This window comes from Stenotrophomonas sp. 1L-E-5-B-C3, from assembly GCF_057292075.1.
Genome location: NZ_JBXAWS010000012.1, coordinates 1 through 19,960, shown reverse-complemented (window position 1 = coordinate 19,960; position 19,960 = coordinate 1). Strand labels below are relative to the sequence as shown.

The 19,960-nt window shown below is 67.8% G+C and carries 17 protein-coding genes; 10 read left to right on the top strand and 7 right to left on the bottom strand.

What is annotated here, in order from left to right; genetic code table 11:
- Positions 1 to 3 precede the first annotated feature (3 nt).
- The 4 genes from AC0Z6F_RS15165 to AC0Z6F_RS15150 all read right to left on the bottom strand — a co-directional run bounded on the left by AC0Z6F_RS15165 (position 4) and on the right by AC0Z6F_RS15150 (position 3,168).
- Positions 4 to 1,464 (bottom strand): efflux transporter outer membrane subunit, encoded by a 1,461-nt coding sequence (locus AC0Z6F_RS15165; RefSeq protein ID WP_180889606.1) that lies wholly within the window; start codon positions 1,462 to 1,464, stop codon positions 4 to 6.
- Entirely contained in the window at positions 1,461 to 2,378 is a 918-nt protein-coding gene (locus AC0Z6F_RS15160; RefSeq protein WP_012512536.1) for an efflux RND transporter periplasmic adaptor subunit, read from the bottom strand. The genes AC0Z6F_RS15165 and AC0Z6F_RS15160 overlap by 4 nt, the downstream gene beginning before the upstream one ends.
- On the bottom strand, positions 2,375 to 2,584 hold the full coding sequence (locus AC0Z6F_RS15155) for a DUF1656 domain-containing protein (protein ID WP_010487502.1): 210 nt from the start codon (positions 2,582 to 2,584) through the stop codon (positions 2,375 to 2,377). Before AC0Z6F_RS15155 ends, AC0Z6F_RS15160 begins: the two co-directional genes overlap by 4 nt.
- A gap of 128 nt (positions 2,585 to 2,712) precedes the next feature.
- Complete coding sequence (locus AC0Z6F_RS15150; protein WP_012481667.1) at positions 2,713 to 3,168, bottom strand: MarR family winged helix-turn-helix transcriptional regulator; 456 nt, start codon at positions 3,166 to 3,168, stop codon at positions 2,713 to 2,715.
- A 603-nt stretch (positions 3,169 to 3,771) separates the two neighbouring features.
- Here AC0Z6F_RS15150 and folE point away from each other — a divergent pair.
- The 4 genes from folE (at position 3,772) to AC0Z6F_RS15130 (ending at position 10,050) form a co-directional block, all read left to right on the top strand.
- Complete coding sequence (gene folE, locus AC0Z6F_RS15145) at positions 3,772 to 4,383, top strand: GTP cyclohydrolase I FolE (RefSeq protein WP_004141296.1); 612 nt, start codon at positions 3,772 to 3,774, stop codon at positions 4,381 to 4,383.
- A gap of 112 nt (positions 4,384 to 4,495) precedes the next feature.
- A complete protein-coding gene (locus AC0Z6F_RS15140) occupies positions 4,496 to 5,965 on the top strand; it encodes a DUF3375 domain-containing protein (protein WP_004141298.1) in 1,470 nt (489 codons plus the stop codon).
- Complete coding sequence (locus AC0Z6F_RS15135; RefSeq protein ID WP_005411692.1) at positions 5,952 to 6,653, top strand: DUF4194 domain-containing protein; 702 nt, start codon at positions 5,952 to 5,954, stop codon at positions 6,651 to 6,653. The genes AC0Z6F_RS15140 and AC0Z6F_RS15135 overlap by 14 nt, the downstream gene beginning before the upstream one ends.
- 16 nt (positions 6,654 to 6,669) lie before the next feature.
- Positions 6,670 to 10,050: an ATP-binding protein gene (locus AC0Z6F_RS15130; protein WP_485617638.1), complete on the top strand. Its 3,381-nt coding sequence runs from the start codon at positions 6,670 to 6,672 to the stop codon at positions 10,048 to 10,050.
- 133 nt (positions 10,051 to 10,183) lie between these two features.
- On the opposite strand, the gene AC0Z6F_RS15125 is transcribed toward AC0Z6F_RS15130, so the two are convergent.
- Positions 10,184 to 10,963: a sulfite exporter TauE/SafE family protein gene (locus tag AC0Z6F_RS15125; RefSeq protein WP_012512533.1), complete on the bottom strand. Its 780-nt coding sequence runs from the start codon at positions 10,961 to 10,963 to the stop codon at positions 10,184 to 10,186.
- 103 nt (positions 10,964 to 11,066) lie between these two features.
- On the opposite strand from AC0Z6F_RS15125, the gene AC0Z6F_RS15120 reads away from it, so the two are divergent.
- Positions 11,067 to 11,459 carry a YchJ family protein gene (locus tag AC0Z6F_RS15120; protein WP_004141396.1) on the top strand — a complete coding sequence of 131 codons (393 nt, stop codon included), beginning with the start codon at positions 11,067 to 11,069 and terminating at the stop codon, positions 11,457 to 11,459.
- 3 nt (positions 11,460 to 11,462) lie between these two features.
- On the opposite strand, the gene AC0Z6F_RS15115 is transcribed toward AC0Z6F_RS15120, so the two are convergent.
- On the bottom strand, positions 11,463 to 12,743 hold the full coding sequence (locus AC0Z6F_RS15115; protein ID WP_485617639.1) for a GGDEF domain-containing protein: 1,281 nt from the start codon (positions 12,741 to 12,743) through the stop codon (positions 11,463 to 11,465).
- A 150-nt stretch (positions 12,744 to 12,893) separates the two neighbouring features.
- Here AC0Z6F_RS15115 and egtB point away from each other — a divergent pair, with 150 nt between their 5' ends.
- The 5 genes from egtB (at position 12,894) to AC0Z6F_RS15090 (ending at position 18,220) form a co-directional block, all read left to right on the top strand.
- Positions 12,894 to 14,165: an ergothioneine biosynthesis protein EgtB gene (gene egtB / locus AC0Z6F_RS15110; protein ID WP_012512531.1), complete on the top strand. Its 1,272-nt coding sequence runs from the start codon at positions 12,894 to 12,896 to the stop codon at positions 14,163 to 14,165.
- On the top strand, positions 14,162 to 15,136 hold the full coding sequence (gene egtD, locus AC0Z6F_RS15105) for an L-histidine N(alpha)-methyltransferase (RefSeq protein ID WP_032968473.1): 975 nt from the start codon (positions 14,162 to 14,164) through the stop codon (positions 15,134 to 15,136). The genes egtB and egtD overlap by 4 nt, the downstream gene beginning before the upstream one ends.
- Positions 15,137 to 15,220: 84 nt before the next feature.
- The gene (locus tag AC0Z6F_RS15100; protein WP_485617642.1) at positions 15,221 to 16,489 is read left to right on the top strand and encodes a lytic murein transglycosylase; all 1,269 of its coding nucleotides are present in this window, start codon (positions 15,221 to 15,223) and stop codon (positions 16,487 to 16,489) included.
- Between the two features lie 40 nt (positions 16,490 to 16,529).
- Entirely contained in the window at positions 16,530 to 17,396 is an 867-nt protein-coding gene (locus AC0Z6F_RS15095; RefSeq protein ID WP_485617643.1) for a D-hexose-6-phosphate mutarotase, read from the top strand.
- A 50-nt stretch (positions 17,397 to 17,446) separates the two neighbouring features.
- Positions 17,447 to 18,220 carry a DUF2628 domain-containing protein gene (locus tag AC0Z6F_RS15090; RefSeq protein ID WP_004141410.1) on the top strand — a complete coding sequence of 258 codons (774 nt, stop codon included), beginning with the start codon at positions 17,447 to 17,449 and terminating at the stop codon, positions 18,218 to 18,220.
- A gap of 6 nt (positions 18,221 to 18,226) precedes the next feature.
- On the opposite strand, the gene AC0Z6F_RS15085 is transcribed toward AC0Z6F_RS15090, so the two are convergent.
- Positions 18,227 to 19,414: a benzoate/H(+) symporter BenE family transporter gene (locus tag AC0Z6F_RS15085; RefSeq protein WP_448123593.1), complete on the bottom strand. Its 1,188-nt coding sequence runs from the start codon at positions 19,412 to 19,414 to the stop codon at positions 18,227 to 18,229.
- Positions 19,415 to 19,960 lie beyond the last annotated feature (546 nt).

Below are 19,960 nucleotides of genomic sequence, written 5' to 3'. Positions count from 1 at the left end.
GGCTTACTTCGCTGCGGTCGAGGCGTTGGGCGCGGCGGCGCTGGCCTGCCAACCGCCACCCAGCACCAGGAAGAGGTGGATCTGGTCGCGCGAGACCTGCGCTTCGGCGGCCGCCAGGGTGGCATCGCTGGTGGCCAGGCTGCGGTCGGCATCCAGGCTGGACAGGTACGGCGTGCGGCCGCCCTGGTACAGCCGGCGGTTCTGCTCGGCGGCCAGTGCGGCCTGCTCCTGCGCGATGCGCAGCGACTGCAGGCGGCGCAGGTCCTGCGCATAGCGGTCCAGCGCGGTCTGGGTCTCGCGCAGCGCCTGCAGCACGGTGTGGTCGAACTCGGCCAGGGCCGCATCGGCACCGGCTTCGGCGGCGTGGATGCGTGCGTGCGTGCCGGACGACGGCAGCGTCCACGAGATCAGCGGGCCGATCGACCACTGCTGGGTCATCGGCGTGCCGAAGTCCTCGAGCAGGCCAGCGGCACCGAGCGAGGCCCCCAGGCGGATGTCCGGATACAGCTCGGCGGTGGCCACGCCAATCCGCGCGGTGGCCGAGGCCAGCTTGCGCTCGGCCTGGCGCACGTCCGGGCGACGCTGCAGCAGTGCACGGCCATCACCGACCGGCAGCGGCTGCGCCAGGCTGGGGGCATGTGCACAGTCGATTACACCGGCCGGCAGCTGGCCCGGGGTCTGTCCAAGCAGGGCGGCCAGCGAATAGGCGGCGGCCGAGCGCTGCGCCTGCAGCGGCGGGAGTGCAGCTTCCAGCAGCGCCACCTGGGCATTGGCGCGGGCCAGTTCCGGCGGCGTGCCGCGGCCGGCCGCGATCAGGCGCTCGGTAACGCTGCGGCTGCGCTGCTGCAGCTGCAGGGAATGCTCGGCCACGTGCAGTTCGTGGTTGGCGTGGCAGATTTCCAGATAGCTGTCGGCCACCTGCGCGACCACGCTGACCTGGGCCAGATCGCGTGCCGCAGCGACCGACTGCTCGTCGGCACGGGCCGCTTCGGCGCCGCGCTTGAGCTTGCCGAACAGATCGAACTGGTAACTGACCGCGAACTTGCCATCGGCCAGGTTGATCACCGGCAGCTCGTGCTCCTGCAGGAACGATTCGGCCGACAGCTGCGCGCGGCTGGCACCGGCTTCGGCTTCATACTCGAAGCCACCGGCATCCAGTGCCTGTTCGTACACCGCCGCGGCACGGCGCAGGTGCGCATCGGCGGCCTTCAGTTCCACGTTGTCACGCAGCGCCTGGGTGATCAGGCGATCCAGCACCGGGTCGTTGTACAGCGACCACCAGCGGTCGGGCAGCGCCTGGTTGGCGGCAATCTGCGGGTTCTGCGTATCGATGAAGGCGGCATTGGCCTGCGGACGCTTGAACGCCGAACCTTCCGGCAATGCGTAGTCGGGGCCGACGGTCCTGCACGCGGCCAGGCTGGCCAGCGCGACGATCAGGCCGAGACGGGGCAGGGCGGCGTTCACAGGCCCGCCTGTGTCGGCGCGGTGCCGGCCTTGTCGTTGTGCGGGTGGCGGCCGGTGTCCACGGTCACCGTGGCGGTGCGGCCGGCGATCAGTTCGACGCCCTTGGGCACCTCGTCGATGGCGATGCGCACCGGGATGCGCTGGGCCAGGCGCACCCAGTCGAAGGCCGGGGTCACGTTCGGCAGCAGGGTGCTGCCATTGCTGCGGTAGCGGTCCTCGATGCCGGCGGCGATGCTCTCGACATGGCCGCGCAGCGGGGTCGATTCACCCATCAGGCGGATGTCCACGCGCTGCCCCGGCGCGACGCCACGCAGTCGGGTTTCCTCGAAGTAGCCATCGATGCGGAACGAGCCGGTATCCAGCAGCGCCAGCACTGGCTTGCCGGCCACCACGTAGTCACCCACGCGCATGGTGCGGTCGTTGACCCGGCCATCGGCCGGTGCGCGCACCTCGGTGCGGCTCAGGTTGAGCTCGGCCAGGTCGACCGCGGCCTGTGCGGTGGCCAGCGCGGCCTGTGCGGCCTGCAGCTTGGCGCGGCGCACTTCGGCGTCCTCGGCGGCGACCAGGTCCTGCAGGCTGCGGTCACGGCCGATCTCGCGGCGCAGCTGTGCCACCGAGGCCTGGCGCTCGCCCAGGCTGGCCTTGGCCTGCTCCAGCGCGATGCGGTAACGGGCTCGGTCGACCACGAACAGCAGGTCACCCTTCTTCACCGCTTGGTTGTCGGCCACCTGCACCGTTTCCACCAGCCCGGACACGTCCGGCGCCACCTGCACCACGTCGGCGCCGACATGGGCATCGCGGGTCCACGGCTCATCCATGTAATAGACCCACAGCTGGCGCAGCACCAGCAGGGCGACGATCACGGCTGCGCTGGTGAGCAGCACCGGCAGGGTCTTCTTCACGATCTTGTTCACGATTGCATCCAACGCAGGAGGTGGAACAGCAGGCCAAGCACGATCCCGTACAGGGCCAGGTTGAACAGCGCCGGGTGCCATACATGGCGATAGGCGCCGGCACGCTGCAGCAGCGCGTGCAGGCCGCTGTTGACCAGATAGGCCAACAACATCAACCCGAGCAGGGTCGGGACGAACACTCCGTGGAGACTGAATTCACCGGGCATCGGTAGGGGCGGGGGCGAGGTGGGGGAGGGGAGGGGAGGGGAGGGGAGGGGAGGAACAACGAAACAACAGCAACGGGCAAAAGCCGCTGGCGTGTGCACGGCAGCGGCGGTATTCGGGGGCAGCGGTCTTACGTGATGCGGTCGGCAGCCTCGGCCAGCAGGCGCCATGCCTTCAGCACGGCGTGCAGTTCATCCATGGAAAGCTCGCCGAACACGTCCTGGCGCAGGCCGATCAACTGGTCTTCCAGCTCGCTGACCAGCGCGTGTCCCGCGTCGGTCAGCCACAGCAGGTTGGCGCGGCGGTCGCTGGCGTCGCTCTCGCGGCGGACCAGGTCGCTGGCGCACAGCTTGTCCAGCAGGCGGACCAGGGAAGGACCCTCCATGCCCAGCTGCTGGGCCAGCGCCACCTGGCGGATGCCACCACCGGAGCGGCCGATCATCAGCAGCGGCATGGTGCAGGCGGTGGAGATGCCGTAGCTGCCGAGCCGGCTGTCGGCCAGGCGCTGCCACTGCCGCCCTGCGTAAAGCAGGCCGGAGCTGAGCTGCATCTGCAGCACGGTGCGCTCGTCGAGGGGTCGGTCCATAAGAGATAGATAGGATACTACTAATTTCATTCCTATCAATAGATTTTTCTGAATGGGCGGGTGTGTTGAGGAAAGCGCTGCGCCTGCCTGGTGTCGGGTGGGGCTGCGGGGGCCGGACGGTGCAGGACACGCCGCAAGTACGTCCCTGTAGGCTCGGCCGCGGCATCCATGCCGCGGACGGTCCTGCCCCGCCCGGCCCCCGCTGCCCTCCCATCACCCGGCGGGCGCGGTGGGTTGGCTCTTTAAAGGCAAGGGCGGGAGCCGAAGCAGTGCGGACCAACGGTCCGCACCCACCAGGGCAGCGGCGCGAGCCGTTTCCGAAGCCATGAACCCCAGCTTTTGACCCCGCTTCCGGGCGGTCCGGCCGCGCCCGCAGGAAACTGTCAGGGATGGGGAAGGGCGACAGGGCAGGACCGTGAGGCGCATGGATGCGCCGACCGAGCCCCCATGGATGGGTTTACGGCGTGTCCTGCCCTGTCGCCCTTCCCCATCCAGATCCGTAACAGGCAGGCGCCGCCAGACCCCCCGATGAACCCGACCAACAGGACGACCCACCCCCCGGTCGGGTACGATGCTCGCCCCCCGTTCGGGACGCTGTACGCAATGAGCAAGAACAACGAAAAGGCCGCCCCGCAGGGCGACGTGACCCAGGACCAGGCCGAGGATGCCGTGCGCACCCTGCTGCGCTGGGCCGGTGAGGACCCGTCCCGTGAAGGCCTGCTGGATACCCCCCGCCGTGTCGCCGAAGCCTATGGCGACTGGTTCAGCGGTTACCGCGACGACCCGCGCGCCTACATGGAGCGGACCTTCGAGGAAGTGGCCGGCTACGACGAACTGATCGTCCTGCGCGACATCGAGTACGAAAGCCACTGCGAGCACCACATGGCGCCGATCATCGGCCGCGTGCATGTCGGCTACCTGCCGGCCGGCAAGGTGGTGGGCATCAGCAAGCTGGCCCGCGTCGTCGAAGCCTACGCCCGCCGTTTCCAGGTGCAGGAGAAGATGACCGCGCAGATCGCCCAGTGCATCCAGGATGTGCTGCAGCCGATCGGTGTCGGCGTGGTCGTCGAAGGCGCCCACGAATGCATGACCACCCGCGGCATCCACAAGCGCGGCGTCAGCATGGTTACCTCCAAGATGCTGGGCAGCTTCCGCGACGACGCGCGTACCCGCGCCGAGTTCCTGCGTTTCATCGAAGTGGGCGGCAAGCGCTGAGCCGCTTGCCTGCACAGCGCCGACCCTGCGTGGCCGGCATGCCCACGGCTGCCCTTGCGGCGGCCGTGCGTGGCGGCTCGTCCTCGCCAGTCACCTCTATTACTTTCGCTGCATGAAGCACCGCGAACGAATTTCCCGTTACCGCCATCTGCGCGAACAGCCCCAGTGGAAGCTGCTCGCCGCCGACCATGCCCCGGAAATCATCGGCCTGCTGCAGGGCCTGCTGATGGATGGCGAGCGCACGCTGCCCTCATCGGTGCTCAGTGAGCGCCTGCAACGCGCGCTGGACCAGCTCAACGGCGATGAACTGTCGCGCGACCTGCCGCGCACCGCGCAGGCCTACATCGCGCACTGGCTGGCCCAGGGCTGGTTGGAGCGCCGTTTGCCCGAAGGTGCCGACCAGGAGCAGTACGAACTGTCGACCGCGGCGCTGCAGGCAATCCGCTTCGCCGACGGCCTCGAGCAGGCCCGCGTGGCCGCCACCGAAAGCCGCCTGGCGCTGGTCATCGAACAGCTCTCGCAGCTGGCCGCGCAGACCGAATCCGATCCGGATGCACGCCTGTCCGCGCTGCGCGACGAGCGTGACCGCATCGACGCCGAGATCGCCCGCGTCGGCGCCGGCCGCGTGATCGCGCTGGACGGCAAGCGCGCGCTGGAACGTGCGCGCCAGATCATCGGCCTGGCCGACGAACTGACCGAGGACTTCCGCCGCGTACGCGACGACTTCGAGCAGCTCAACCGCGATTTCCGCGAACGCATCATCGACGACGAGGGCGAGCGCGGCGATGTGCTGTCGCAGCTGTTCGAAGGCGTGGACGTGATCGGCGAGAGCGATGCCGGCCGCAGCTTCCAGGCGTTCTGGCGACTGCTCAACGACGCCGAACAGAGCGCCCAGCTCGACGCCGCGCTGGAAGCGGTGCTGGCGCGTGGCTTTGCGCGCCGCCTGGACCGCAACGAACGCAACTTCCTGCGTGGCTTCACCAGCACCATGCTTGAGCGAGGCGGCCAGGTGCACGATGTGCTGCAGAACTTCGCGCGCAGCCTGCGCGGCTTCGTGCAGAGCCGTGGCTACCTGGAACAGCGCCGTCTCAACCAGTTGCTGAAACAGGCGCAGTCCGAAGCGCTGGCGCTGCGCGACGAGTTCCCCGCACAGCGTGGCATCGGCCGCGACCTGCAGCTGACCACCAGCCGCCTGCGTTCGTGGTCGCAGTGGAAGCTGCATGATCCGCGCAGTGCCCAGGTCGATGGCAACGTCGAATACAACGACGCCGCCGCGATCAGCCTGGAAAGCGTCGGCGATCTGGTCGCTTCATCCGAAATCGACTTCCGCACCCTGCGCCGCGACCTGCACGACCTGCTCGATGCACAGCCGCGGCTCAGCATCGCCCAGGCCCTGTCGCAGCGCGAGGCGCCGCAGGGTCTTGGCAGCGTCATCGGCTATCTGTCGCTGGGCACGCGCTTCGGCAACGTGGTCGCCGGCGAGCAGGAGCTTGCCGAATGGCGTGGTGGCGACGGCCAGGTCCGTCGCGCCCGCATCCCGCTGGTTTGGTTCACCCAGGAGAGACGCCATGAGCTGGCATGAAGATCCCATCGACGCAGCCCAGGCCGACGTGGCGGAAGACGCCTACGAGGCCGAGCCGGTGGCGGCCGTGGCGCAGCCCCGCCGTGGCAACGACGTGTACTACCTGGGCGATACCGGACGCCTGCCGCTGGATGCGCGCCGCGCGCTGTGCCAGCTGCTGATCGGCCCCAGCATCGACCAGCTGCGCCACGCCAAGCTGTGGCCGGCGCTGATCCGCAGCGAGGCGGCCATCCGTTCGTCGCTGGCCGACCTGTTCCTGGAACTGGTGCTCGACCGTGACAGCGGTGTGGCCTTCACACGCCAGGCCGATACCGAAGACGTTGATGCGCCGGTGCTGCTGCGCACCTCACCGCTGACCTTCATCGATTCGGTGCTGCTGCTGTACCTGCGCCAGCAGCTGGCCGAGGCCGATGCGCGCGGCAACCGCGCAGTGGTGGCCGACGCCGAGATGGCCGAAGCGCTGGCCATCTACGAAAAGAACCTGTCCACCGACCGCGCCGGCTTCAACCGCCGCGTCGCCTCGGCGGTGCAGAAGATGAAGGACAACCACATCCTGACCCGCCTCAGCGGCCAGGAAGACCGCCACGAAGTCTCGCCGGCGCTGAAGCTGCTGTTCTCCGCCGAAGACGTGTCCCAGCTTTCGGCGGTCTACCGCCAGCTGCGCGAAACCCCGGCCGCCGAGGCCTGAGAGACCCTAACATCGCATGGCTATCTCCAAGCACACTCCCGCCCTGTTCAACGAAGGCCTGCCGGATCCGCGCCTGCAGCAGTTCCGCATGCGCCGCCTGCAGGTGCACAACTGGGGCACCTTCAACGGCCTGACCGAAGTGCCGATCGCCGAGCGCGGCTTCCTGTTCGTCGGCCGTTCCGGCTCGGGCAAGTCGACCCTGCTCGATGCCATGTCCGCGCTGCTGACGCCGCCGGCCATCGTCGACTTCAACGCTGCCGCGCGTGAAGCCGAGCGCAGTGGCCGCGACCGCAACCTGGTGTCCTATGTGCGTGGCGCGTGGGCCGACCAGCAGGACAGCGGTACCGGCGAAATCGCTACGCAGTACCTGCGCAAGGGCGCGACCTGGACCGCACTGGTGCTGGAATACCGCGCCGGCGACGGCCGCGTGGTCAGCCTGGTGCGCCTGCTGTGGATCTCCGGCAACGGCACCTCGGCCGGCGACGTGCGCAAGCACTACATGATCGCCGAGCGTCCGTTCGACATCGCCAAGGATCTCGGCGGCTTCGACCTGGACCTGCGCAAGCTCAAGCAGAAGCTGGCCGACCTGCACCACTTCGACACTTTCTCCGGCTACGCCGAGCGCTTCCGCGACCTGCTCGGCATCGACAACGAGATGGCGCTGCGCCTGCTGCACAAGACGCAGTCGGCGAAGAACCTGGGCGACCTCAATGTCTTCCTGCGCGACTTCATGCTCGACACGCCGAAGACCTTCGACGCCGCCGAGCGCCTGGTCAGCGACTTCGCCGAACTCGATGGCGCGCACCAGGCCGTGGTCACCGCTCGCCGCCAGGTGGAAACCCTGCTGCCGGCACGCGCCTACTACGGCGACCTGAAGCAGATGCACCGCCAGCGTGGCGACGATGAAGCGCTGAAGCTCGGCGTCGACAGCTTCCGCGAAAGCCGCCGCCAGGCACTGATCGAAGCACGCCTGCGCGAGATGGACGTGCGTGACCGTGGCCTGCTCGGCGAAGAAGCCCAGCGCCGTGCCGCGCTCGACAACCACACCGAGCGCCTGGCCGAACTGGAGCTGCAGCGCCGTCAGCAGGGCGGTGAGCGCATCGAGGAACTGGAACGTGAGCAGGGCCGTGCCGAAGCCGAGCGCGACCGCCGCAAGGCCAAGCGTGACCAGGCCCAGGAAGCGGCACAGCAGCTGCAGGCCGAACTGCCCGATGACGCCCATGGCTTCGCCGAACTGGTCGAGCGCGCGCAGAACGAACTGCAGGACCGCCAGCGTGCCTCGGCGGCACTGGACGATGCGATCAGCGATCGCCTCGGCGGCAAGCGCGACGACGAGCGCCGCTTCGGTGAAGTGCGCAGCGAACTCGAAGCGATGCAGCGCACCCCCTCCAACATTCCGGCGCCGATGCAGAAGCTGCGCGCACGCCTGGCCGAGGAAACCGGCATCGCCGAAGCGGCGCTGCCGTTCGTCGGTGAGCTGATCCAGGTCCGCTCGGAAGAGCAGGGCTGGCAGGGTGCCATCGAGCGCGTGCTGGGCGGTTTCGCGTTGTCGCTGCTGGTCGATGACAAGCACTACAACGAGGTCGCCGAGTGGGTGAATCGTACCCACCTGGGCATGCGCTTCACCTATTACCGCGTGCGCCGCAACGATGATGCGTTCGCCCGTGAGCCATCGGCGAAGTCGCTGCTGCACAAGCTGGAACTGCGCGACCACGTGTTCGAAAGCTGGCTGCGGCGTGAGCTCGGCAAGCGCTTCGACTACGAGTGCGTGGATGCCAAGCAGCTGCGCAACGTCGACCGCGGCATCACCCGCGAAGGCCAGGTCAAGCATCCGGGCGACCGCTTCGAGAAGGACGACCGCAGCGCGGTGGGTGACCGCCGTCGCTGGATCCTTGGCTTCAACAACCACGACAAGGTGGGCGCCTTCGAGCGCGAAGCACAGGAACTGGCCAAGCGCATCGCCAGCTGCGAGACCGATATCGCGCGGCTGCGCGGCCAGCGTGACCGCGACAATGAACGTCGCCTGGCCTGCCACGAACTGGTCAGCATCAGCTGGAACGAGATCGACATTGCCGCCCCGCAGCAGCGCCTGAGCGACATCGAGGCCACCCTGCGCGACCTGCGCGAAGGCAATGCCGATCTGGCCAAGCTGGCCAAGCAGATCGACGCCGTGCGCGCCGACATCGAGCAGTCCCGCCGCACCTATGAGGACGTCCGCGTCGAGCGCGGCCAGCTGGTCAAGGAACGAGATCGCTTGGACCGTGCACGCCAGCAGAGCCGTGCACTGGTGCTGCCGAGCCTGGCCCAGGAGCACGAGGCTGGACTTGCCGAGCGCCTGCAGGAGCAGGGCCCGCTCAGCCTGGAAACGCTGGAAGCGCACATGCGCCAGGTCAGCAACGCACTGAACGAGCAGCTGTCGTCTTCGCAGCAGGACCTCAACCGCATCGAGAACCAGCTGATCGGCTGCTTCCGCCGCTTCATCCAGCAGTGGCCGGAGGAATCGGGCGACTTCACCGTGTCGGTGGCCTCGGCCGAAGACTTCCTGGCCCGCCTCGAACGCCTGGAGCGTGATGGCCTGCCGCAGCACGAAGAGCGCTTCTTCGACCTGCTGCAGAACCAGAGCAAGAACAACCTGCTGGCGCTGCAGCGTCACAGTGCCGAGGCCCGCAAGTCGATCGGCCAGCGCCTGGACGAAGTGAACGCGAGCCTGGAACAGGTGCCGTTCAACCGCGGCACGCTGCTGACCATCGAACTGAACGACCGCCGCCTGCCGGAAGTCGGCGAGTTCCACCTGCAGCTGCGCGAGGTGCTGTCGCAGCAGCAGACCGAGCAGCGTGAGCTGGCCGAATCGCAGTTCAGCGTGCTGCGCCAGCTGGTCAACCGCCTGGGCTCACAGGAAGGCGAGGACAAGCGCTGGCGCGAGCTGGTGTTGGACGTGCGCATGCACGTGGAGTTCATCGGCGTCGAGCTGGATGCGGAGACGCGCCAGCAGGTCGAGATCTACCGCAGCGGCGCCGGCAAGTCCGGTGGCCAGCGGCAGAAGCTGGCCACTACCTGCCTGGCGGCGGCCCTGCGCTACCAGCTCGGCGGCGCCGACAGCCAGCTGCCCAGCTACGCCGCAGTCGTGCTCGACGAAGCCTTCGACAAGGCCGACAACGAGTTCACCGCACTGGCGATGAACATCTTCGACAACTTCGGCTTCCAGATGGTGGTGGCCACCCCGCTGAAGTCGGTGATGACGCTGGAACCGTTCATCGGTGGTGCCTGCTTCGTCGAAATCAGCGGCCGCCACGACTCCGGTGTGCTGCTGATCGAGTACGACGAAGAAGGCAAGCGCCTGAAGCTGCCCGAGCGCAGCCGCCAGCAGGCCAACGAACCGGAAGAAGCCGAGGCCTGATCGCCTCGGTCTGCGGTAGCGCCGGGCCATGCCCGGCGGTGTTCCCTGTAGAGCCGAGCCATGCTCGGCTGCTGTTCTCGACCGGAAACAACGCGCCAACCAAGGTTGGCACCTACCGGGTCATAGCGTGGCTTCACGCTCCGCGCAACGTATCCCACGCCATCCGCGCGATCAGCACCACCACCAGCCCCACGAACAGCTTGCGGATGAACGGCGTACCGCCCTTCAGCGCCAACCGCGTGCCCACCACCGATCCAATGATGTTGGCCGCCGCCATCGGCAGCGCGAACAGCCACAGGATGTTGCCGGTCGGCACGAAGAACGAGATCGCCGCCACATTGGTCGCCAGGTTCACCACCTTTGACGCGGCCGATGCGCGCAGGAAATCCAGGCCGAAGAAGCGCACGAACAGGAAGATCAGGAAGCTGCCCGTACCTGGCCCGAAGAAGCCATCGTAGAAGCCGATCGCCGCACCAATGGCCAGTGCGATGGCCAGCTCGCGGCGGCCGATCTCCTGCGGCCGGTGCAGTGCACCGAAATCCTTCTTCCATAGCGTGTAAGCCAGCATCGCGATCAGCAGCACCAGTACCAGCGGGCGCACCGCATCCTTGGGCAGCAGGCTCACCGCGGTGGCCCCGGCGAAGGAGAAGATGAAGGCCGTGCCAGCCGCGAACAGCACCGGCTTCCACGGGAAGCGCACATTGCGTGCATAGCGCCAGGCCGCTGCACCCGTGCCGAACATCGAGCTGAACTTGTTGGTACCGAACAGCATCGCCGGCGTCTGCTGCGGCAGCACCGTGAACAGGCCGGGCAGCTGCACCAGGCCACCGCCACCGACGGCGGCATCCACAAGGCCGGCGATGAAGGCGATCACCACCAGCCACCACAACTCAGGGGGAACCAGTTCCAGCACGGCGATCAATCAAGGTGGGGGGCGCGACAGCATACGCCTGTCCTGCATCAGCTGACCCGTGCCGCGCGTGGATCAATCCGTGCAACCCGGCGACAATGCCGGCATGAGCCGAAAACCCGCCGATCCCTGTCCCTGCGGCCTGCCCGCCGACTACGCCGCCTGCTGCGGCCGTTTCCATGCTGGCGACGCGGCGCCTGATGCCGAGCGCCTGATGCGTTCGCGTTACAGCGCCTACGTGCGCGGTTTGGCCGACTACCTGCGCCAGACCTGGCACCCGGACACGCGTCCGGCCGAGCTGACGCTGGACGATGCGCCGGGCCAGCGCACGCATTGGCTGGGCCTGACCGTGCACGAGCACACCATTACCGGTGCCGACAGCGCCGACGTCCGCTTCACCGCGCGCTACCGCATCGGCGGCGGCAGCGCGGTGAAGATGACCGAACACAGCCGCTTCCAGCGCATCGAAGGCCGCTGGTACTACCTCGACGCGGTCTGAGCCTCAGCCGCCACGCATGGCCAGCACGCGCTGGCCGGCCTGCGCATGCACCTGGTTGCGGCCCCCGTCCTTGGCCGCGTACAGCGCCTGGTCGGCGGCCTTGACCACCGCCGTCGGCCGCTGGTCCACACGACTGTCGGCCAGGCCGATGCTCACCGTCACCTGCACGACCTGGCCGCTGCCACCGCGTCCGCGTTGCTGTCGACCGGCCTCGTCGTCGCGGCTGCGGGTGCTGCGGTCGCGCAGCTGCATGCGGGTGTCCTCGATACTCTGCCGCAGGGCTTCGACCGCATCGACGCAGGCCGCCGCCGGACGGTCCAGGAACACCACCGCGAATTCCTCGCCGCCATAGCGGAATGCCCGACCACCGTCGCCGACCTTCGCAAGCCGCGAGGCCACCAGTCGCAGCACGTCATCGCCGGTGTCGTGGCCATGGGTATCGTTGAATGACTTGAAGTGGTCCACGTCCACCATCGCGATGCTGTAGGTGCCGCGTGCCCGCTGCAGGGTCTCGTTGAACGCGCGGCGCCCCGGCAGGCCGGTCAGCTCATCGCGGAAGGCCATGTGGAAGGACTCCTGCAGCATCGCACCCAGCACCAGCAGCAGGGCGGCGCAGCTCAGCGCCGGCAGCAGCACCGGCTGCAGGAACACCCGTGGCAGCATCCACCACAGGCACAGCAGCGCCAGCAGCATTGCCGTGTGCAACGGGCGCGGGTGCCGCCAGGCCTGCCAGCCCAGCGCGGCGGTCGCCAGCAGGAACAGCAGCGCCGGTAGCTGCGCCAGCGCGTTCCAGTCGGCCGGGATCCACGCCCAGTGACGGTTCGACAGCAGATCGTGCATGCCGCGCGGCTGCTGCGTGGCCAGCAGCAGGAAGATCAGCAGCGCCACGCTGCATACCACGCCGCGCAGCAGCAGGTCCTGGCGTCGGCGCCCGCGCTCCGGCCACAACGACAGGCCGGTGAACAGCAATGGCAGCCACGCCGAGATGGCATGGAAGCGCAGCGGTGTCAGCGCGCCGACATGGCCGCTGCGCAGGAAGCCGCCGACATCCTGGTGCAGCAGCGCGAACATGACCGCCACCACCAGCAGCAGGCAGAGCGAACGTATCTGGTGGTAGAGCAGGGCCAGCCCCGCGCCGAGGCAGGCCAGCAGCCAGGGCAGGATGCGCTGCGCCGGGCTGGCCACGTCTGCGGTATCCAATGCGGTGCACAGCACCACGGCAACCAGCATGGCGGGCAGCACGAACAGGTAATGCGCAGGCTGGCGGAGCGGATGCAGGGGCAAGCAGGAATTCCAGCGCGGTGACGACGCGGCCGCAGCATTGCCGTTAGCGGCGTTCGTGGCGGCTTCTTGAATGCGGCAGGCTCATCCATGTGAACGAAGTGACGCCGAACCATGACGTCGCACTCACCGTCCAGCGCCGATGCTGCCCACATGGACAGCGTACCCGCCGCCGTCGCTGCCCCGCAGCACGATCTCGCCCGCCAGTTCGCCCATGTACGGACGCGCAGCCTGCAGCTGGCCGCGCCGCTCAGTGCCGAGGACGCCATGCTGCAGAGCATGGCTGACGCCAGCCCGAGCAAATGGCACCTGGCCCACACCACCTGGTTCTTCGAACGCTTCGTGCTGGCGGGTTTCGGCACCGCGCCAGCGCATGACCCGGCCTGGGACTACCTGTTCAACAGCTACTACAAGAGCATCGGCCCGGCGCATGCGCGGCCACAGCGCGGGTTGCTGTCGCGGCCCTCGCTGCAGCAGGTGCGCGACTACCGCAAGCAGGTCGATGCGCAGGTGCAATCGCGGTTGGCGGCGGGCGATCTCGATGAACAGGCACTGCAGCATCTGCAGCTGGGCCTGCAGCACGAGCAGCAGCACCAGGAACTGCTGCTCACCGACATCAAGCATGCGTTCTGGTGCAATCCGCTGCAGCCGCCATATCGCGAAGACCTGCAACCCGTCGCAGGCAACGCCAGCGCTCAGGGCTGGATCGAATCACCCGAGCGCATCGTCACCGTCGGCGCCGCGGCATGGCCGCAGCAGGCCGCGTTCGCCTATGACAACGAATCGCCAGCGCACCGCGTGGTGCTCCCCGCGCACGCACTGGCCGAGCGTCCCGTCAGCAATGCCGAGTACCACGCCTTCATCGAGGCCGGTGGTTACCGGGAGCCGCGCTGGTGGCTCAGCGAAGGCTGGGCGCTGCGCGAAGCCGAGGGCTGGCAGCACCCGCTGTACTGGGATGACGACCTGCAGCGCGAGTACACCCTCGGCGGTTGGCGTGCGCTGGATCCGCACGCGCCGGTCTGCCATCTCAGCTACTACGAGGCTGACGCCTGCGCCCGCTGGGCCGGTGCACGCCTGCCCAGCGAGTTCGAATGGGAAGCGGCTGCGACGTCGCAACCGGTCAGCGGCCACTTCGCCGAGGATGACCACCTGCACCCGTTGGCGGGGCAGGGCAGTGGACTGCGCCAGCTGTTCGGCGATGTCTGGGAATGGACCCAATCGGCCTACGGCGCTTATCCCGGTTTCCGCCCGTTCGCCGGCAACCTGGGTGAGTACAACGGCAAGTTCATGTGCGGGCAGTGGGTGCTGCGCGGCGGCAGCTGCGCCACGCCGCGCGGACATGTGCGCGCCAGCTACCGAAACTTCTTCATGCCGCCGGCGCGCTGGCAGTTCTCCGGGCTGCGCCTGGCCAGGGACCTCACATGAGCACCGTGCATGACGCGCTGCAGGCATTGACCGATCTCACCCCCGGGCGGCAGCAGATCCTCTCCGACGTAGTGGCCGGACTCTCACGTACGCCGCGCCAGCTGCCGTCCAAGTACTTCTACGATGCGCGTGGCTCGCGCCTGTTCGAGCAGATCACGCAGACCCCCGAGTATTACCCCACGCGCACCGAGCTGGCCCTGCTGAAGCGTGTGCTGCCGGACGTCGCCCGAACCGTCGGCCCACGCCTGCATGTGGTGGAGCTGGGCAGCGGCAGCGGACGCAAGACCGCGCTGCTGCTGGCCGCACTTCACGACCCGGTGGCCTATACGCCGATTGAAATCTCGCGGGCCGCGCTGCTGTCCAGCATCGATCATCTGGCGCCGGCGTTGCCGGAGGTGGAGATGCTGCCGGTCTGTGCCGACTTCACCCGCCCCGTCGCCGTTCCCATGCCCGAGCGCGAACCCGCGCGACGGCTGCTGTTCTTCCCCGGTTCCACGCTGGGCAACTTTGAAGGCGAAGACGCGGTCGCACTGCTGCGGGCGATGCGCCAGACGATGGGCCGCGACGGCCTGGCCCTGGTCGGCATCGATCTGCACAAGGACCCGGCTCTGATCGAAGCGGCCTACAACGACGCGCAGGGCGTCACCGCCGCGTTCACTCTCAACCTGCTGGCCCGGCTCAATCGCGAGATCGGCAGCGACTTCGACCTCGACGGCTTCCACCACCGTGCCTGCTACAGCACCGCGCGGTTGCGCATCGAAACCGATCTGGTCAGCCGCTGGGCGCAGGATGTGCATCTGGACGGCCGCACCTTCCACTTCGCCGCCGACGAACCGATCCGTGTGGAGTACAGCCACAAGTACACCGACGACAGCTTCGAGGCGCTGCTGCAGCAGGCGGGCCTGCAGGCCACGCAGCGCTGGAATGCCGACAGTCCCGCCTACGGCCTGCGCCTGCTGCGTGCCATCTAGGGTGGCCGGCCAGCCGGTACCCCTTCAGGTTCTGCAGCACCGCTACCCCTAAGATGGCCGTGCAACGGCAACACGGAGGACGCCATGCCCATTCTGACCACCCTCGGCCTGGCGGCCGCTCTCGCCTCACCCCCCGCGCTGCCTGCAGCACCGGATGCCAGCGTCGATCCGGCCTTCAGCCGTTGCCTGGTGGGCCTGCAGGCCACGGCCGCCAGCCAGGGCATCAGTGCCGAACGCTTCAACGAAATCACCGCCGGCCTCACCCCGGACCCCAGCGTGCTTGGCCTGCTCGATGCGCAGCCGGAATTCACCACGCCGATCTGGGATTACCTGGCCGCGCTGGTCGATCGTCAGCGGGTCGATGATGGTCGCGCGATGCTGCAGCAGCATCGTGACCTGCTCGATCGCGTGTCCGCACAGTACGGCGTCGATCCGACCACCATCGTCGCGGTCTGGGGCGTGGAGAGCGACTATGGCCGCGTGTTCGGCAAGCGCCCGCTGCTGCAGTCCCTGGCCACGCTGTCCTGCGCCGGCCGTCGCCAGGCCTTCTTCCGTGGCGAACTGCTGGCCCTGCTCAAACTGATCGACCGGGGTGACCTGCAGGCGCAGGGGCTGACTGGTTCCTGGGCGGGCGCGTTCGGCCATACCCAGTTCATGCCCAGCACCTATGCACGCATTGCCGTGGACGGTGATGGCGATGGCCGCCGCGATCTGGTCGGCAGCATTCCCGATGCACTGGCGTCCACCGCCAACTACCTCAAGCGTGCCGGCTGGCGCAGTGGCGAGCCATGGGGCATGGAGGTCCGTATCCCGGCCGGCTTCAATGCCGGCCTGGCCGGCCGTACCCAACGCCGCGCGCTGGCCGACTGGCGCGCACAGGGCGTGACCGCGCTGGATGGCAGCGCGCTGGCACCGGCCAACCTCCCGGCCGACGCGCGCGCCGCGCTGCTGCTGCCGGCAGGGATCAAGGGTCCGGCGCTGCTGGTGTTCCGCAACTATGATGCGATCTACAGCTACAACGCCGCTGAAAGCTATGCGCTGGCGATCGCCACCCTGGCCGACCAGCTGCGCGGCGGCGCCGGATTGGTCACCGCCTGGCCGACCGACGACCCCGGCATCGGCCGCGATGAGCGCCGCCAGCTGCAGACCCTGCTGCTGGCCCGCGGCCACGATATCGGCAGCGCCGATGGCATGATCGGTACCGCCACGCGTCGCGCGATCCAGTCCGAGCAGCAGCGCCTCGGCTGGGCCAATGCCGATGGGCGTGCCGGCCAACGCATCCTGCGCGCGCTGCAGGAAGAGGCGGCCGCCATCGCACCCGCTGGGCAGAAGGCCTTGCCGACGGCACGCTGACCACGACATCATCGCCGCGGTCTTCAAGGAGCGTCATCGCATGCAGTCGAATCCGGACATCAGCACCGGCCTGTATCACGGGCTGGAGGCCTGGGAGGTGCGAACCGCCAATGCCACGGCGGTCATCAGCGTGTTTGGTGGTCAGCTGCTGTCGTTCATTCCGGAAGGGCAGCACGACCTGTTGTGGCTGTCGCCCACGCGCGCCGAACTGCCCACGCCGATCCGTGGCGGGGTGCCGGTGTGCTGGCCGTGGTTCGGCCGCCAGGGCCAGGACGCTGATGTTCCCGCACACGGGTTGGTGCGTACCGCGCGCTGGGAGCTGCTGCAGGCCCTCCAGGGCGATGACGGTGAGGTGAAGCTGCAACTGGCGCCACCTCCGTGCGTCGACCTCGGCCTGCGCCTGCAGATGCAGGTGCGCATCGGCCACCAGCTGCATCAGCAGTTGACCAGCGAAAACATCGGGGCTTCGCCGGTGACCTTCACCCAGGCCCTGCACAGCTATTTCCGCGTTGGCGATGCCGGTCGCGTCGAGGTCGATGGCCTCGATGGACTGCAGTATCTCGACAAGTACGAGGATTACGCGCAGGCGCGCCTGCAGCAGGGACCGTGGTCATTGCGTGATCCGCGTGATCCCGGCCGCTGCGATCGCATCTATACCGGTGCCGGCGGCCATTACGTGCTGCGTGATCCCGTACTGCAGCGGCGGATCGAGATCCGCAGCGAAGGCAGCCAGACCCTGGTGGCATGGAACCCGGGTGCGGACGCGGCGGCGAAGATGGCGGACGTTGGCGACGGCTGGCACGATTATGTCTGCCTGGAGGTGGCCAATGCCGGCCCCGAGCAGATCACCCTCGCACCGGGGGAGCGCCACCGGTTGGCACAGACCCTGGCCAGTGCCCCGCTATAGGTGGTGGCAGCAGTTCCAGTTTGATGATGTACGCAGGAAGGATGGAGAACATGCAGGAAGCACAGTGGTGGTATGCCAATGGCAGGCAGAGCAGTGGGCCGGTCGACCTGGCCGGTCTTCGCAAGCTGCAGCAGGACGGGACGGTAACGGCACGCACGCTGCTGTGGTGCGAAGGGATGCCGTCGTGGCGTCCATTGGCCGAGCTGGATCAGGTTTCAACGCCCATCGAAGTGGTTCCGGCCCCGGATATCGACGCGGCCCCTGTCGTTGAGGGCATCGCGCCGAGCGTCGGCGATCCCTCCGATCCGTATCGTGCGCCGGCCACTGCACCGGATACGGCAGCGGCGGCTGGGCTGGAGGGCGAATTGGCGCTGTACGCCAGCGTGGTGGGAGGCAACTTCCCGATCTATCGCCAGCGCTGGCGGCTGGATCAAGGCATCGCCACGGGCACTGGCACCTGGCACTGGCCGGCCTTCCTGCTCGGCCTGGTGTGGATGATGTACCGCAAGATGTACCGCCTGGCGGCGATGTGGGCTGGCCTGCTGCTGCTGATCAGCGTGGTCGAGACCTTGCTGGATGTGCCGGATGGCCTGTCGCTGGTCATCACCTTCGCGCTCAGCATCACCACCGGCATCTTTGGCAACAGCTGGTACCTGGCACACTGCCAGCGCCTGATCGCCCAGGCCCGTACCGTGACCGGCGGTGATGACACACGGCTGCGCAGCGAGCTGACTGCACGCGGCGGCACCAGCGTGGTAGCCACACTGATCGCCATCGTCATCGCGGTGGTGCTGAGTACGGTCGGCGCTGCGTTGGCGGGGTAGGCCGGATCAGCCGGCTTGGCGTGGCCGCAGTACCAGCAGGCACAGGGCTCCGGCCACCAGCCCCCAGAACGCCGAGCCGATGCCGGCCAGGCTGACCCCGGAGGCGGTGACCAGGAAGGTAACCAGTGCCGCCTCGCGGTCACGTTCCACCGCCAGCGCGCTGGCCAGGCTGTTGGCGATGGTGCCGAACAGCGCGATACCGGCCACGCAGGCCACCAGTTCCTTCGGGAACGCGGCGAACAGTGCCGCCACGGTGGCACCGAACAGTCCGATCACGATGTAGAAGGCGCCCGCCGCCATGGCCGCGGTATAGCGTCGCGCCGGATCTTCATGGGCATCGCGGCCCATGCAGATCGCGGCGGTGATTGCGGCGAGGTTGAGCGCATAGGCGCCGAAGGGAGCCAGCAGCGTGTTGACCACACCGATCCAGCCGATCAGTGGCGACACCGGTGCTTCGTAGCCGGATGCGCGCATCACCGCGACGCCGGGAATGTTCTGCGAGGCCATGGTGACCACGAACAGGGGCAGGGCGATGCCTGCCACGGCCGTCCACGATAGTGACGGCGTGATCCACTGAGGTACTGCCAGTTGCAGTTGTACCTGTTGTGCGTGCAGCAGACCGCGGCTGGCCGCCACAGCGATACCGACCGCCAGGGTGGCGATCACTGCATAGCGTGGGAACAGGCGGCGCCCGGCCAGCCAGGTGGCGAACATTGCGAGTGCCAGCACCAGTTGGGTGTTCATCGCCACAAACACATCCAGGCCAAAGCGCAGCAGCACGCCGGCCAGCATGCCGGCGGCCAGTGCCATCGGCACCCGTTGCATCAGGCGGGCGAAGATACCGGAGAAGCCGGCCAGCATGCCCAGCACCGCGGCAAGCAGGAAGGCGCCGGTCGCTTCAGACAGTGAGGCGCCACCGGCACCGACCACCAGCATCGCCGCGCCCGGGGTCGACCATGCGGTCACCACCGGCACGCGATAGCGCAGCGACAGGCCGATGCAGGTCACGCCCATGCCCAGCCCCAGCGCCCACATCCATGAGGCGATCTGCGCCTGGTCGGCACCGACGGCTTGTGCAGCCTGGAACACGATCACGGCCGAACTGGCGAAGCCGACCAATACAGTAATGAAGCCAGCGACGATCGCCGGCATCGAAAGATCGCGCCACCACACCCGCCGCACCTGCATGTTCATTGCCGTCCCTCTACTGTGCATCCGTGCATTGATAGCCCCTGCGGTGTTGACCGCGCAACGCGCGGTCAACACCGCAGCGATCTTCGAGCGTACGTCATGCGTGATGTCATGGCGGTTCTGTCATCACCCTGCAAAAAAAGGCTTGACGAAATCTGCAGGATCTCTAGAATTCGCTCCCTTGCTGCAGCACACCGCTTCTTCGGAAACGGCACGCGAACAGCGACGCCACCACCGACGAACGAGATGATCGAACGAAGGTGTTGACGGACTCGAAAAGTCCGGCATAATAGGCGGCTCGCAACGACGAAAGGCCCTCGGGTCCAACGACGAAGCAGCATCGGCAACAACGTCCACCCCGGTGAGACGGCCTTGAAAAAAGGTGTTGACGAAGCGGAAAAGCCGGCTATAATGGGCGGCTCGCTACGAAGGAAACTTCGCAGCACACGGGAATGGCGCTGAGGCCACTTCCCCGGATCTTTGAAAGTATGCGCAGGTATCTTGTGAAGGCGCCTGCAGGAAGGATGATTGTCCATCTTGCAGACGTTT

Bases quoted from the DNA above. Each gene is read 5' to 3' on its own strand.
- AC0Z6F_RS15100 (WP_485617642.1), top strand. From the start codon at position 15,221: ATGCCCATTCTGACCACCCTCGGCCTGGCGGCCGCTCTCGCCTCACCC.
- AC0Z6F_RS15135 (WP_005411692.1), top strand. From the start codon at position 5,952: ATGAGCTGGCATGAAGATCCCATCGACGCAGCCCAGGCCGACGTGGCG.
- egtB (WP_012512531.1), top strand. From the start codon at position 12,894: ATGGACAGCGTACCCGCCGCCGTCGCTGCCCCGCAGCACGATCTCGCC.
- AC0Z6F_RS15150 (WP_012481667.1), bottom strand. From the start codon at position 3,168: ATGGACCGACCCCTCGACGAGCGCACCGTGCTGCAGATGCAGCTCAGC.
- folE (WP_004141296.1), top strand. From the start codon at position 3,772: ATGAGCAAGAACAACGAAAAGGCCGCCCCGCAGGGCGACGTGACCCAG.
- AC0Z6F_RS15085 (WP_448123593.1), bottom strand. From the start codon at position 19,414: ATGAACATGCAGGTGCGGCGGGTGTGGTGGCGCGATCTTTCGATGCCG.
- AC0Z6F_RS15090 (WP_004141410.1), top strand. From the start codon at position 17,447: ATGCAGGAAGCACAGTGGTGGTATGCCAATGGCAGGCAGAGCAGTGGG.
- AC0Z6F_RS15120 (WP_004141396.1), top strand. From the start codon at position 11,067: ATGAGCCGAAAACCCGCCGATCCCTGTCCCTGCGGCCTGCCCGCCGAC.
- egtD (WP_032968473.1), top strand. From the start codon at position 14,162: ATGAGCACCGTGCATGACGCGCTGCAGGCATTGACCGATCTCACCCCC.
- AC0Z6F_RS15155 (WP_010487502.1), bottom strand. From the start codon at position 2,584: ATGCCCGGTGAATTCAGTCTCCACGGAGTGTTCGTCCCGACCCTGCTC.
- AC0Z6F_RS15130 (WP_485617638.1), top strand. From the start codon at position 6,670: ATGGCTATCTCCAAGCACACTCCCGCCCTGTTCAACGAAGGCCTGCCG.
- AC0Z6F_RS15140 (WP_004141298.1), top strand. From the start codon at position 4,496: ATGAAGCACCGCGAACGAATTTCCCGTTACCGCCATCTGCGCGAACAG.
- AC0Z6F_RS15095 (WP_485617643.1), top strand. From the start codon at position 16,530: ATGCAGTCGAATCCGGACATCAGCACCGGCCTGTATCACGGGCTGGAG.